The organism is Aurantibacter crassamenti (assembly GCF_016811105.1).
Lineage (GTDB): Bacteria > Bacteroidota > Bacteroidia > Flavobacteriales > Flavobacteriaceae > Aurantibacter_A > Aurantibacter_A crassamenti.
This window is the reverse complement of sequence record NZ_JAFBGM010000001.1, coordinates 1,353,593-1,369,857: the sequence shown is the minus strand read 5'-3', so window position 1 is coordinate 1,369,857 and position 16,265 is coordinate 1,353,593. Positions and strand designations below refer to the sequence as shown.

Here is a 16,265-nt window from a genome sequence, read left to right as displayed (position 1 = left end):
TTTTTGAAGCAAATGTCCATTTCAAAAGATTTAAGTCAGATTAGGTTTGACAAAACTTATAATCAACTTAAAGAAAATGAAAAAACTCAAACTTTTAATGGCACTCCTAGCCATAGGTGTTTCATCTGTTTCATGGGCGCAAACACAAATTACCGGTGTTGTTCTTGATGAAGCCAACACACCTCTACCAGGCGCCAGCGTAATTGAAAAAGGAACAACCAACGGTGTTGTATCTGATTTTGACGGAAATTTTACCATCTCAATAAATGATGGCAAAACATTAGTAGTTTCTTACATAGGGTATGAAACTAAAGAAATACAATTAGATGGTTCTTCTAATTACAACATTCAACTTGGTGAATCTTCAACAAGCTTAGAAGAAGTTGTAGTTATTGGATATGGATCTGTAAAGAAAACCGATTTAACTGGGGCAGTTGCTTCAATTGGTTCAGAACAATTAACAGAACAACGCAAAACCGATCTTGGTCAAGCTGTTCGTGGTACAGTTGCTGGTGTTGATGTCAGAAGACTAAACTCTAAACCAGGATCTCCTTTATCTATTAGAATTAGAGGTAATACAGTAATTACCAACAGTAATCAAGCAAATGCAGATGGACAAAGTGATGATGTAACTGAAGATTTATCGAGACCATTATATGTTGTTGACGGAATCTTTTTAGATAATATCAACATATTAAACCCTGCTGACATTAAGCAAATGGATATCTTAAAGGATGCCTCTGCAACTGCAATTTATGGATCAAGAGGTGCAAACGGTGTTGTAATTATTACAACCAAAAATGGAATTGAAGGCAAAACTCAATTTTCTTATGATGCCTCATTTGGTGTAACCACTGCTACCAACCTTGCAGATACAATGACTGGTGATGAATATGTAGCATTTATCGATAATAATTTACGAGCGGAACAATGGAAAGCAGAATGGCTTAACAGTTCTACTCCGAATCCAACTGCAGCCGACTTTAATAATTATTCAATCAATAGAAACCAAGCGTTTTTCGATAATGGAGAAACAGACAATCTTGCAAATGGAAATTATTTTGATTGGATAGATTATATCACAAGAACTGCAATTCAGTCAAGTCACACAGTGTCTATGTCAGGTGGGCAAAATGGATTAGTATATAGTGGTTCAATAGGCTATTTAAAAGATGAAGGTGTTGTAGGTAATGACCAAGCATATGAACGTTATACTGCATCGACATCGTTATCTAAAAAAATGAATCGATTCACAATTGGTTTAAGAGCTTATTTATCATATTCTGAACAAGAAAGAGGTAGTAGAGAACTTTTTAGAAGTGCTTATAGATTGCCTGTAACTGCAGATCCTTATGAAGATAATGGTGAATTAATATTTTATCCTGATAATGAAGACCAACGTTTCGTAAATCCATACTATGAAGTAAACGGTGCATGGAAGGTTAACCAAAGAATATTAAATGTAATCTCAAATTTCTATGTGCAGTATGAGGCTAGTGATTGGTTAAATTTAAAAACTACTTTCTCGCCAAATTTAACATCATCAAGAAATGGAGAACATAGAGGCTTACTTACCAAGTCTGCAAGAAATGACCCTTCTAGAACAAGAGCATATTACGGTGTTGATTTAAGAAACTCTTACACCTGGGATAATACAGCTGATTTCAATTTTAATATCACCGAGAAACAAAAATTAGGTGCTACTTTAATTGCTTCTGTCTACTCAAATCAGTTAGAGGGCAACAATATTGAAACTAGAAATGTTCCTGATTTTCATGGTTTCTATAATACGAGTGCAGGTACAGATGTACGTGAATACAGTTCATATTATGAAAAAGAAACAACTGCATCAGTTGCAGGTCGTTTAAACTATAATATCAATGACAAATACCTATTCACTTTTACAGGAAGGTATGACGGAGCTTCTAAACTTGCAGAAGGCAACAAATGGAATTTCTTTCCATCGGCGGCTTTTGCATGGCGTGCAAGTGAAGAACAATTTTTGCAGAATGCTGATTGGCTAACTAACCTAAAATTCAGATTAAGTTATGGTAGATCAGGAAACTACAATACGGTATCTCCATACAAATCTTTTGCATTTTTAAATAACGCAAACTATTTATTTGGTGATGACTTAACCAATGGTAATGTAGTAAATGGCCTGTCTAACCCTGAATTAACGTGGGAGGTTTCAGATGAAATAAATTTAGGTCTTGATTTTGGCATGCTAAACAACAGAGTTAATTTCTCTTTAGAACTGTATGACAAAACTACCGAAGGTGCTATTTTCTCAAGAAACCTATTAAACTTAACTGGATATGAGAGTGCTGTTGGAAACTTTGGTTCTATGAAAAATAGTGGGGTTGAATTTACCTTAAACACCAAGAATATTCAAACGGATAACTTTAGCTGGAATACCAATATAAATTTCGCCAAAAACAAAAATGAGATTTTAAAATTAGAAGGCGATTTAGATTTACAAGTTTTTGGTAGACACAGCGCATTAATTGTTGGGCAACCTTCTGATGCAATATATTCTTATGAAAAACTTGGTATTTGGCAAATTGATGAAGCTGCAGAAGCTGCAGTTTACAATGCTGTGCCGGGTGAGTATAAATTTAAAGATCAAAATAATGACGGTACTCTTGATGCTGCTAATGACAAAGTAGTAATTGGGACAACCGCACCAGATTGGACAGGTGGTATGACGAATACCTTTAAATACAAAAACATCGATATGTCAGTTATGATGTACACGAGACAAGGGGTATTTGGGCACTCAGAATTTCATCAACATCATGATACAAACGGTGAAACAAGATTTAATAAAATAGATACCTCTTACTGGACACCAGATACGCCAAATGCTGAAAACCCACTACCTGGCATCGGCCCAACCGTAGGTGAGTATTTTTTCGAGGATATGTCTTTTGTTAAAATTGGCAATATCGGAATGGGTTATAATTTTCCAGATAGTGTTTTAGACAAACTTAAAATGACTAGTGCTAGGCTATCGGTTGATGTACAAAACCCATTTACGTTTTCAGATTTTAACGGACCGGACCCAGAAACTGGATTGCAAAACTCATATGATATGAGCTTTCAAACTAGAACTACATTGATCGGTTTAAAATTAGCATTCTAATAATAAAATTTAAGAAAATGAATACATATAAAAAAAATATAGGGCGGTTGCTTTTAGTTGCAACACTAGCTGTCACCACCTATTCCTGTAATAAATATATTGAGGAAGTAAATTATACCAATCTAACTGGTGAAGATTTTATTACTGAAGACAATGCAGACAGATTAGTTGTTGGTACGTACAGCGCACTACGTAATGTATACAAATACAAAGACGCAGGCTATGACCATACAATGTTGGGTACCGATATTTTCACTACTCAAGGAAATTTAAGTACAGACTTAAATGCTTTAAATGTTTATTTAAACCTGAATAGTAGCAACGGAAGTTTTGCTAATGTTTGGAAGAACAATTATAATGTTATTAGTAAAGCTAACATCGTTTTAAACAGATTTGCTAACGAAATTGTTTGGACCCCTTCAAACACAGCAGCTAGAGATAACGGCATGGCACAGGCAAAAGCGCTACGTGCTATGGCTTACTTTAACTTGGTTCAAGAATTTGGCGGCGTTGTTTTAATTTCAGATGAGATAGAAGGCATAAGTTCTGAATACTTTAGATCCTCAGAACAAGAAACCTATGCGCAAATTATCACTGATTTAGAAGAAGCAATTCCTGCATTAGAAGCTAGTCCCGAAACAGGAAGATTTTCAATAAGAGCGGCACAACACTTGTTAGCTAAAGTTTATTTAACAAGAGGTTACACAGCATTTGGTGATACAGGCGATTTTAATCAAGCAGCAGCATTGGCAGAAAGTGCAATTGGTGGTTATGACATCAAGTCGCAAACATATGCTCAGGTTTTTGATTATGACAATCAGGTAAATGATGAAATTCTATTTGCCATTCAGTACGGTGCAGGTGGTGATTACGAAGACAGAAACAATACCAAACATTCTACATTAATGTTTAGTGTTAATGAGCTACCAGGTATGACTAGACAAAACCCTTACGGTTTTCGTGAAGGAAGCGTTATGCCAACTGAATTTTTCTATTCATTATTTGATGAAAACGACACTAGAGATGATGCTACTTTCTATAGAGCTTTGCTAGCAGATGCAATTGACACGGTTGGCACTGATAACATTGCAGTTGGTGACACAGTTATTTACTTTCCAAAGCAAGCGCTTACAGCAGATAAATTGGCTGAAAAATTAGATAATTACTTTGTGTACCAACCAGATCAATACTATTACAATGAATCACCTGTAAATGTATCTGGGGTAAATTACCAATATACTAATAATACCGTTTTTGCCAACTTCCCAATTTTCAAAAAATTTGATGATGTCGGCTTTGATGAAGCAGAAGGTGGCTACAGAGATACTTTTGTATTTAGAATTGCTGAATCGCATTTAATTGCAGCTGAAGCATATCTTGGTGCAGGTAGTCCAGCACAAGCAGCAGCACATGTCAATATAGTTAGAGAACGTGCAACAGGTATTGCTAATCAATACCCAACTGTAACTATAGATGATATTTTAAATGAAAGAGCGTTAGAACTTGCCGGAGAAACAAATAGATGGTATGATTTAAAGCGTACAGGACAACTTCAAGAGCGCATTAATCTTTATAATCCACATGTAATTGATCATGGTGCTTTTGATCCATCAGTTCACTTATTAAGACCAATTCCTGCAACTGAAATTATATTATCTAATAATAATATAGAACAAAACCCAGGATACTAAGATTCATAGTACTAGTTGAGTTAGTATGTTTTCTGAAATGGGCAGATTATTTAAAATCTGTCCATTTTAATTTAAAAGAAGTACAGCATATTTAACAATCAAAACAACTATTAGAGCTAATGATTATATTTACCTTCTAACTCTTTAAATTCTAAACCACTTTCTCTAAGAAGTGATTAGTATAGTAATAGAAGTGAAATAAAGACCCAAAAACGGCTTACTAATTTTTTAAATAACTGAAGTCGCTAAAGAAAATTAAAGAAGTAAAATCATAAGTACTCGAATGAAACCGACCGCAAATTCCTTTTTCAAAATAATTCTCGCAGCAGTAATTTTATCATTTTATAGTTCTTGTAAAGAAACTAATTCAAACGCAGAGCCTATTAATGAAGCTGCAATGGATAGCCCTGTTGACAAAGTATATCCGCAATTAGATTCGGAAAACTCTAGATGGTTTTTCTTCTCATCAGCCAGCCGCCCATTTGGCATGGTTAATTTGAGTCCAGACACTGAAGTTGATGGTGCATGGGGAAGTGGATACCGTTACAAAGTAGATACAATTCAAGGTTTTAGCCACATTCATGCCTGGCAACTTTCCGGACTTTCTGTACTACCTGTTACAACATCCGAAGAAAATAAAGCTGAAATCTTTAAAGATTATAAATCAAAGTTCAGTCATGAAACGGAAAAGGTTTCTCCGGGGTATCATTATGTTGAATTAGATCGCTATGGAATAACCGCAGAACTTACAAGTACCAAACGCGTAGGCCTTCATAAGTACAACTTCCCAAAAGATAAAAATGCAGCAGTACTTTTTAATTTAAATGGCATGTTAGGCCCTAATGCTAATTTAGAAGGGCAATTAAATAAAACAAGTGACAATAGCCTTACGGGTGAATTAGTTATCGCGCCAACACATCGAAGACCTAAGTCAATAAAGTTGTTTTTTAGTATCGATTTAAACACTGAAATAACAGCAGTTGAAAAAGATTCAGAAACAGGAAATTACTTAGTTTCTCTTGCCAATAAAAACGAATCAGTATTAATGAAAGTAAGCATTTCATACACCTCAATTGAAAATGCTACGAACAATAAGCAAACTGAACTACCCGATTGGGATTTTAACCAAATAGTTTCTGACTCAAAAAAGGAGTGGAATGCAATGTTAGGTAGAATTACAATTGAAGGTGGTGATGAAAAAGCACAAAGAAGATTCTACACCGATTTATGGCATGCTTTGCAAGGGCGAAGAGTTATAAGTGACGTAAATGGTGCATACCCAGATAATACAGGTGACAGCTTCAGAATTGGCCAGTTACCACTTGATGCTGCAGGAAAACCAAAGTTTAATCATTACAATTCGGATTCATTTTGGGGCGCTCAATGGACTATAAACACTCTTTGGGGATTAGTTTACCCTGAAATAATGGATGAATTTGTGCATTCCCTTATGCAATATTATAAAGATGGGGGCTTAATTCCTCGTGGCCCTTCTGGTGGCAATTATACCTACGTGATGACGGGGTCTTCGTCTACTCCATTTATTGTAAGCGCCATACAAAAAGGAATTATTAAAGATAATTTAGAAGAAATATACCAAGCATTGAAAAAGAATCATATGCCTGGAGGCATCATGGAAAAAGCTGGTTACGAGCACAATACTGCACTAGGTGGTGGACTCAAATATTATATAAAAGATGGTTATGTACCACACCCAATACCTGAAGGTAAATTCGGCGGCCATCAAGATGGTGCTAGTCTTACCATGGAATATGCCTACCAAGATTGGACCTTAGCGCAATTGGCAAAAAAATTAGGCCACAGTGAAGATTATGACTATTTCACTAATCGATCTAACAATTATAAAAATGTATTTGACACAAAAATTGGCTGGATGCATCCAAAAGATGTTAATGGTAATTGGTCAGACAATTACAGCCCATACGAGCATGAACATGGTTTTATAGAATCGAACGGAGCTCAATCTACATGGTTTGTACCTCATAATATTGAAGGATTGGCAAATTTGATGGGCGGAAAAGAAAAAGCTGTTGAGAAATTAAATACTCAATTTGAAAAAGCTGAAAAATTAGGATTTACTGCTGGTAGTTCACATTCGCAAGAATTGCACCCAGAATATCGTGAAATACCTATTAACTATGGCAATCAACCATCAATGCAGACAGCATATGTTTTCAACAAATTAGACCGGCCTGATTTAACTCAATATTGGTCTAGAAAGGTTGTTGACAAAGCATTTAGCGGACTAGGCACTGCTACAGGTTACAATGGAGATGAAGACCAAGGTCTTATGGGAAGCTTGGCTGTATTATTAAAAATCGGACTTTTTCAGATGAACGGTGGCACCGAAGAAAATACGAAATACGAATTAGGTAGCCCTATTTTTGACCGCGCTACTATACAACTTAATAAAGATTATTACACTGGTGATTCAATTCAAATTAATACCATAAATAATAGTAGTAAAAATGTTTTTCTCAGTAAAATGAAATGGGATAATAAGCCATTAGAAGAATTTTATTTAAATCACAATCAACTTATCAATGGTGGAACATTGGAGCTACATATGTCTTCAGAAAGCGTAATAAAATAAACGGAGATTGATTTTCCATCTAAAATTGAATAGAATCTGCAATCAAATATAATATCAAGATACGTTTGGTTATAAAACTGTAAATTGTAAAATGCAATATAAGCGCGTTTTAAAATATATTTTTCTAAGTATACCGCTGCTATTTATTGGTATTCAACTTCATGCGCAAAATATCAAATTTGAGCATTACACAGATAATGACGGACTTTCTCATAACGCGGTGCGCCATATCATACAAGATGAAAATGGCTTCTTATGGCTAGGAACCTTTTCAGGACTCAACCGTTTTGATGGGTTCGAATTTAAAAGTTACACAACTTCATCAGAAACTTCAAATGCTATACAAAATGATGATATTACAGCATTAGAACTAGATACTGAAACAAATACGTTATGGATAGGTACACGTAATGGGCTTACTAGGTTTGATATGACGACCAATACTTTTAAAACTTTTTTGCCAAACCAAGCCAACCCTAACAGCATACAAGATCATGAAATACGTTCTGTTCATGTTGATCGATTCAAACGAGTTTGGGTGGGCACAAAAAATAAGGGAGTTTTTGTTTATTACCCTAAGCTGAACACATTTGAAAAAATTGATTTACCTGAATTTTATTACATCAAAGATATATTTGAAGATTCTAAGGGTCAAATTTGGATAGGCAGTTACAAGGATAACGGAATTGCAAAAATTACTTTAGACGAACAAGGAAATATTATATCAAAAGTAGAATTCAATTTAACCATTCCCAATTCATCCGAACTTAACCCCTATGTGAATTTTATTTATGAGAATAACAGCGCAGATATATTTATAGGTACTCGAGAAGGCCTTTATAAGTTAAACACTGCTAGTAACAAATTCGAAAATCTATTCATTGAAGATGTTTCAATGAGAGATAAAATTGGCCCCCATATAACGTCAATTGCACAAGCTTCAGATGGTAAATATTGGCTTGGCACTTTAGGTGGAATTCTAGTTACTGAATCGCTTGAAAATATTGCTAAACAAGAATTCACTTTACACTATTCTGAACTATCGGATGATAATTCTCTAGTAGATGATCTTGTCTCTTCTTTATACTTTGATGCTTCAGGAGTATTATGGATTGGCACTGAAGATGGTTTAGATAAATATGACCCGTTTGAAAACCAATTCAAAACCAACAAAGAAATTTCAAAATATATTCAAAATCAAATTCCACGAATTCGAGGCTTTGCAAAGACTTATGATGATAAAATAATTGTTGCCACAAGGCATAACGGACTATTTATATATCAAAACGGCCATTATGCGCCTCTCTACAACAAGCAAAAAGATATTGCAAGTATTTATTCATTTGATGGCCAAACGTTCTATTGCGGCCTCTGGAACGGAGAGGTATTGGTCTACGACTACGCAAAAAACACATCTAAAAAACACAATGTTGGTTTTCAAAAATCACCTGTTTTAGCAATTGCTAAAATTGGAGAAAATAAACTGCTAATTGGATCTCATGGCGAAGGTGTTTTAGCAGTACATATGAATTCATTTGAAAACTTTGAATTTGCAGGAACCACTATCGTAGACAATGAAATAAATAAAATAATTGTAGACGGCATTGACAAAATTTGGTTTGCAACACAAGCCGGAGTATATCTATACGACCCATTTTCAGAACAAACCAAAACATACGAAACTAACCCAGATAAGAATATCGGTTTATCGCATAGTAATGTAAGTGACTTAACAATTGATCCTGAAGGAAACATATGGGCTGCCACTAGAAACGGTTTAAATTATTTTGATAGACAAAATGATAATTTTACCGCCACTGAAGTACCCTTAGAATTACAAAACAAATGGATCACAGATTTATTTGCCGACACTAAAGGAGACCTTTGGTTAAATGTTAACAACAACCAAGTTGCTCGTTATAATACCGCTTCAAAAACTGTAAAAACATACCATACCAACAGTGGTAATCGATTAGACGTATTTAGCTTAAGTGGGTTTTATTATTCAGATGATAATAATGTTTTCTTAGGAGGAAAAAATGGTATCATATCATTTTCACCACAGGCTTTACTGGATAATAATTATGCGCCACCACCTATAATAACCAACATTAGAATTCAGAATAAAGAAATTGAAATAGGCAGCCGTTTAAATGGCCAACAAATACTTCAAGAAGACATTAATAAAAGTCGATTGCTTGAATTAAATAATGAGAATAAAAACTTCGCTTTTACTTTTTCTAGTCCCTCATATATTAATGAACGTTTTAATAAGTACAGTTACATCTTAGAGGGTTTTGATGAAACATGGAATACTGTTGATGTTAAACAACGTACTGTACAATACACAAATCTATTTTTTGGCGATTACATTTTTAAAGTAAAAGCAATGAACAGTAATGGTGTTTGGAGCGAAACTGCTTCTTATGATATTAAGATTTCACCGCCATTCTGGCTTACTTATAAAGCATTCGCATTACTATTACTATTGCTAGCAGTAATTTTCTATTTAGTTAGAAGGCAAATAAAAATTAGAATTAGGCTGAAAGAACAATTACTGATGGAAAAGGTAAAGCGTGAACGAGATGAAAAATTAAGCAATGAAAAAATTCGATTCTTTACCAATATCTCGCACGAACTGAGAACACCGTTAACACTTATACTAGGACCTGTAAAACAGTTAATTGAAGAAGGACGAGAAACCAACAACACCTTTCAAAATTCGAAATTTGAGCTCATCAATCGAAATGCAAACAGACTTCTAAACCTGGTAAACCAAGTACTAGATTTTAGAAAATCACAAGCAGACGAACTGAATCTTAAGGTCTCAAAAACAGATATTTTAGCACGTACAAAAGTGACCTATGATTCTTTTCAAGAATTGGCAGAGAACAAAAAAATTCAATTCAACTTTATCTCTGAAAATAAAAAATTAGAAGGCTATCTAGATTGTGATAAATATGACAAAATACTTTACAACCTATTGTCTAATGCGTTTAAGTTCACACACAAATATGGTAATGTAGATGTTTTTCTTTCTATGAACACATTTGAAAATCAAACATTCTTAGAATTAGAAGTGAGTGACAACGGAATTGGTATTCCTTTAGCTAGTCAAGAAAAAATATTCAACCGTTTTTATCAAGCAAAAAACAGCAAAGAGAATAACACAGGATCCGGTATTGGCTTATCATTAGTTAATGCCCTTGTAGAACTTCATAAAGGTTCAATAACCGTACAGAGCACAACAGATCAAGGCAGTGTTTTCATTGTTAAAATACCAATTGACCGAAATAATTATCAAGACAATGAGGTTTTTGAATATGAGAAAAATCAAGAGTTCGAAGAATCTCCACAATTAATAACCGCCAAAAAAATAATTCAAAGTACAGAAATTAAAGAGCGTATTTTAATTATTGAAGATAATACAGAATTAAGAAATTACTTGGTTGACTTTTTATCCGATTATTACAAAGTCTTTGAGGCAGAAAATGGTCAAAAGGCACTTCAAATTTGTAGCCAAATAAAACCAATAGTTTGTGTTGCAGATATAATGATGCCTGTAATGAACGGTTTGGAATTTTGCAATAAACTAAAAAATGATGCTTCAATAAGTCATATTCCGGTCATCTTATTAACCGCGTTGGCTGAAAGCGATGATAAAATAAAAGGTTATAATTCTGGAGCGGACGCATATCTTGTAAAACCCTTTGACCCCTCATTATTAAAAACGCGTATAGACAATATTATAAAATCAAGAACTGCGCTAAAAAGAAAGTTCTCGGCTGATATTGAAAGTAATGTTAAAGTACTAACGCATTCACCTATTGATGAAGAATTTATGCTAAATATCAATAGATTAATTGAAGAAAATATTGGCAATTTAGAGCTTAATTCAGGATTTTTATGCGCTGAACTCGGTATGAGTTCTTCCAAGTTATATCGAAAAATTAAAGAATTAACTGACCTTGCGCCCAATGAATTTATCAGAACAATTCGCCTTAAAAAATCAGCACAATTATTAAAAACTAAAAAATACAATGTATCTGAAGTTACAGATTATATTGGCTTCAATGACCCCCTTTACTTTAGCCGATGTTTTAAAAAACAATTTGGCTACCCACCTAGTCACTTGATTAAATAATTAAGAATTACATATTCACACAAACTAAAAGACCTCAATTTACATTGAGGTCTTTTAACTTAGTACTTCTAAATAAACAGCACAAACAATCTATTGCTTATAGATAAGATGGCGTTCTGAAGTAGCACCTATTTGTACCAATGCTATATAATAACCAGAAGGCAAATCACTTAAATCGATTTGATAATCTGTATTACTTACCTTTTTTCGTTTCATAAAATTCCCATCCATTCCAAAAATATTGACCATTCCAATAGTTGCTAATGGTAATACTTCTGGATCAACATTCAAAACATCAATCACCGGATTCGGATATAGTACAATAGTACTATTTTCAGTCGCTGTATCAGCCAAATCCGTTTCCTCTTGCACTTCTTCTTCCACTACAAGTTCACCGCCTTGAGCCGCCCAAAGTATAGCCTCTTTCATCATGGTTCTAAAGTTAACATCACTTTTAAAATCTTTAGAACTATGTCCTAATGCTGTATAAAAAGAACGTCCACCATCATACTCTTTATACCATGTAACTGGTCTAGCGGCGTCATAGCTATTTGCGCCAGTTGAACGTACTTGCAATAAATCTATATTTCCATTATATAAATAACCGCCATTACGCTCCCAATAGTAATATTCATCATTCTTATTCCATTCATTCGCACCCAAATGGGCAACAGAAGCATGTTCACCAACCACATCAATTATTCCACTGAAATTACTTGAGGTATGGTACGGTGAAACCTGTACAATTGCCCCTACCAAATCATTATACCATGACCAACTTCCATTCCTATACGTATCTGTTGCTGAATGCACCCCAACATAACCGCCACCGTTCTGAATAAAAGACTCGAATGCCTTCTCTTCTGAAGGGGTTAGAATATTTTCTCCTGTGGTGCTCATCCAAATCACAACATCATAATTGGCCAAATTTTCAACTGTGAAGACATCACTTGTTTGCGAATCAGCAACCACCCAATCATTATCTTTTCCGAATTCATTAACCATATCAATACCAGCCTGTATTGAAGAATGCCTATACCCCCCCGTCTCATGATATACCAAAATACTAACTTCTTGTTCTTCTTCAATTACCACTTCTGGTTCAATAGCCGTAGAAATTGTACTTGTTCCGTTAACCACTATTAATTTATCACCAAATACTTCGGCAATAGGTGCTACTATCTGCAAAGGCAACTTACAACGTTGTGACCAAACATCAGTTGCAACATCATATTCTGAAATATCATTATGAACTAGGTCTTCTCTGTTTCCACCAACTATAATTATTTTATTATTATGAACTATTGTTCCCGTTTGAAAATTTGAACGAGCGGCGGGTAAGTCTGCTTTTCGAATCCAGGCATCACTAACAGGATTATATTCATCTAAAAAATTGTGGTTTTGCACACTATCTGTAAGTACATTTTGACCACCTAAAGCATAGATTTTCCCATCAACAACAGCTGCACTTATATGGCTTCTAGGATTCGGCAGATTAGAAGCAATTTGCCACCCAGCAGTAATATCACTTATATCTAAAACAAGATGCTCATCTAAATTAGTCACCCCATCAGACATTAACCCTCCGAAATAATGAATTTTATCATTTTCAAAAGCGGCTGCACCTGCTGAACGAGCACTAGGTAATTGTGGCCCTACAGACCACGTATTCGTAATCGTATTATATACCTGCACCAAATTTGTTGTAATAGCAAGCGAATCGTTTTTAATACCTGCAATAAGCCAAATTTCGTCATTTACAGTTACAGCTGCCATATCTGAAACTGCAGTTGGCATTGGGGCACCAATTGACCATGTATCAGTAGCGGTATCGTACACCTCAGTTACAGATGAGGGAATTGAATCTGATAAAACGCCTGTAAAAACAAATAATTTATTTTCTACTTTAACACGCTGCGCATCCTCTTTACTATATGTAGAATTTGTAAGTTCACTCCAAACACAATCCTTTGGAGAAACAACTGTTTCTTCACGAAATATTTCTATAGCCGAAATTTTTGGCTGATTTACTGTTGCTCCAAAATCAATATTTAACACACTATCTATAACCGTTGCTGTGAACGTTTTAATAAGCGCAGACATTGGAACAGCTTCGGCACTTATATCAAAATCCGTAATTACCTCTTCTCCCTCTATTGTTGCGTTAAAAACACGTTTTCCTAAACCTGCAGTACCACCTCGAGTTGCACCCCAATAAATCTCCGCAAAATGTAATCTTATTTCATATTCTCCATTAATTACTGGAATCGTATAACCAAAAGCCTTTAGACTATTACTTGATGTTCGCTCAGTTTTATAAATTGAATCTTGTGTGGTTTCAAGAACATCCAAGATGTTATTATTTGCATATGGCTTACTACTTCCAACAAATAAAGTATCCGCAATAAATTGTATTGAATCATTTAATACAACAGCAGGCCCACCACTATTAATTCGCATTTCAAAAGCAGGAATAACCACAAGTGCTCTTTCAAGTATCTCAAAATTTACCGTTAAAAAATTACCAGATCTACCCGTACCTCCATCTTGATCAAAAGCTGTTGCTGTTAAGGTATTAGCTCCTAATTCAGGTGTCCACGGACGGTAGTCATCATCGTCATTTGCACCAATAGCATATAGGGGTAGATTTTCAGTATGATAATTTTTCACTAACTGGTAGTCAAACACAACACTTTCAGTCAATGAATCAACTTCTGCTCTAACATTTAAATTTGTAGTGCCAATTTCTTCAAGAATAAAAACTGATCCTTCGGAAATTTCAGCTATATCTTCATCTGTATCCGCATTTACCAATACTAATGAGAGCACATTCGGTGCTTCAAATTCAACAATACTATCTTGTTCTAAAGGAATTTCTTGTGCAACAACAATTTGACACAAACAAAATATGGCAAGTGCCATAGTATACTTTAAAAGTGCATTTTTCATACTAAAATAATTAAGTTCAATTCTTTGGGTAAAACAAAATTAGAACGAAAATATTTAATATGGAAATAAAAAAAACATAAGAACCTTTAAATTAAATATTTAAACCACTTCACCTACAGTGTTTATAGTACCGCAAGACACTTTTATAATGAAAAAAAATAGTGATTTACTTTTTTGAGATAAAATTAACCCGTCAATATGAGAGGAACCTTAGAATTATCCAAATTTTTGACGCTCCACCATAAAGGTATTTAGCACTTTTGAAAAATCAGACCGCACATCGACACCAACATACTTAATACGGTATTGCGCACATTTAAGTTTAAGCTTATCAAAATATGCTTCTACGTTTTTTTCATAAACATCTTTAACAGATTCAGCATATAAATCAATATGCTCACCTGTTTCTACATCAATAAACCGTTTGGGAGTATTCTCGAAATTAAAATTAATTTCTTTTTCATTATCTAGCAGATGAAAGAGTACTACTTCATGTTTATTATACTTTAAATGCCGTAGAGCTTCAAAAATCTTATCGTCATCTACAGTGGTTTGAAACATATCAGTAAATAAAAATATGAGACTTCTGCGTTTTATTTTTTCGGCAATTAAATGCAAATTATCATAGGTGGCTGTTTGCTTAGAAGGTGACGCATCAAGACTAATCTCATTTAATTTAGCCAATAACATTTGATGATGACGCTCACTACCTTTTTCCGCAGAATAATAATTATAACCGTCAGAATAAACACTCAAACCAACAGCATCTCGTTGCCGTTTAAGCACATTCATTAAGGCAGCAATTGCTAATACGCCGAAACCTATTTTATTCAAATTTTCTACACCAAGTTTTTCAACTTTAGGAAAATACATCGATGCCGAATTGTCTAATATCATATGACATCTTAAATTCGTCTCCTCTTCATATCGCTTGGTATAAAGCTTATCTGTTTTAGCAAAAAGTTTCCAATCAATATGCTTTGTACTTTCCCCCGAATTATAAATTTTATGTTCCGCAAATTCTGCTGAAAATCCATGAAACGGACTCTTATGAATTCCACTTATAAAACCTTCAACTACTTGATTAGCCAAAAGCTCTAAGTTTTGAAATAAAGTTGCTTTGTTTAATTCGGATTGTAGATTCATACCTCTAAGATAAGAAAGAGCATTTTACAACATTACTATTAGGGTAGAATTATCTGAGAGAAATTCATAAAAAAAGGTTCAATCATGACTTTTCATAATTGAACCTTCTTGAATTAAAAATAATTTTAATTCTTACAATGCAGCTTCTATAGCATCTGCATAAACTTGTTTAGGAGAAACACCAACTTGTCTAGTTACAATTTCACCATCTTTAAATACCAAAACCGTAGGTATATTTCGTACACCATATTTGCCAGCAAATTCTTGATTTGCATCTACGTCTACTTTTCCTACAACGGCTTTACCCTCGTATTCAGTACTTAATTCATCAATTACTGGACCTACCATTCTACATGGTCCGCACCATGCTGCCCAAAAATCAACTACTACTGGTTTATCACTTTTTAATACTACTTCTTCAAAAGTAGCATCTGTTATCTCTAATGCCATTTGATTTATTTTTTTAATTACACAAAGTTAGTCAAATATTGTGCTCAATACTTACTAACGTAGTATACCTTATATCTATTGCTATATTGGCGAAATTTATGACGCTATTACTATTGAAGCTGGAGT

Annotated in this window: 7 protein-coding genes; 4 read left to right on the top strand and 3 right to left on the bottom strand. The window is 34.3% G+C overall.

Annotated elements, in window-relative coordinates; translation table 11 throughout:
* Positions 1 to 76 precede the first annotated feature (76 nt).
* The 4 genes from JQC67_RS05650 (at position 77) to JQC67_RS05635 (ending at position 11,594) form a co-directional block, all read left to right on the top strand.
* Positions 77 to 3,145, top strand: coding sequence for a SusC/RagA family TonB-linked outer membrane protein (locus JQC67_RS05650; RefSeq protein ID WP_203251873.1), 3,069 nt, complete (start codon positions 77 to 79; stop codon positions 3,143 to 3,145).
* Between the two features lie 17 nt (positions 3,146 to 3,162).
* Positions 3,163 to 4,836 carry a RagB/SusD family nutrient uptake outer membrane protein gene (locus JQC67_RS05645; protein WP_203251872.1) on the top strand — a complete coding sequence of 558 codons (1,674 nt, stop codon included), beginning with the start codon at positions 3,163 to 3,165 and terminating at the stop codon, positions 4,834 to 4,836.
* Positions 4,837 to 5,119: 283 nt separating this feature from the next.
* Positions 5,120 to 7,450 carry a GH92 family glycosyl hydrolase gene (locus tag JQC67_RS05640; protein WP_203251871.1) on the top strand — a complete coding sequence of 777 codons (2,331 nt, stop codon included), beginning with the start codon at positions 5,120 to 5,122 and terminating at the stop codon, positions 7,448 to 7,450.
* Positions 7,451 to 7,541: 91 nt separating this feature from the next.
* Positions 7,542 to 11,594: a hybrid sensor histidine kinase/response regulator transcription factor gene (locus tag JQC67_RS05635; RefSeq protein WP_203251870.1), complete on the top strand. Its 4,053-nt coding sequence runs from the start codon at positions 7,542 to 7,544 to the stop codon at positions 11,592 to 11,594.
* A 90-nt stretch (positions 11,595 to 11,684) separates the two neighbouring features.
* Here the strand turns inward: JQC67_RS05635 and JQC67_RS05630 are convergent, their stop codons facing one another.
* The 3 genes from JQC67_RS05630 to trxA all read right to left on the bottom strand — a co-directional run bounded on the left by JQC67_RS05630 (position 11,685) and on the right by trxA (position 16,139).
* Positions 11,685 to 14,543 (bottom strand): ThuA domain-containing protein, encoded by a 2,859-nt coding sequence (locus JQC67_RS05630; protein WP_203251869.1) that lies wholly within the window; start codon positions 14,541 to 14,543, stop codon positions 11,685 to 11,687.
* A 216-nt stretch (positions 14,544 to 14,759) separates the two neighbouring features.
* Positions 14,760 to 15,689 (bottom strand): DUF58 domain-containing protein, encoded by a 930-nt coding sequence (locus JQC67_RS05625; protein ID WP_203251868.1) that lies wholly within the window; start codon positions 15,687 to 15,689, stop codon positions 14,760 to 14,762.
* Between the two features lie 132 nt (positions 15,690 to 15,821).
* Positions 15,822 to 16,139, bottom strand: coding sequence for a thioredoxin (gene trxA, locus JQC67_RS05620; RefSeq protein WP_203251867.1), 318 nt, complete (start codon positions 16,137 to 16,139; stop codon positions 15,822 to 15,824).
* Between the last annotated feature and the right edge of the window lie 126 nt (positions 16,140 to 16,265).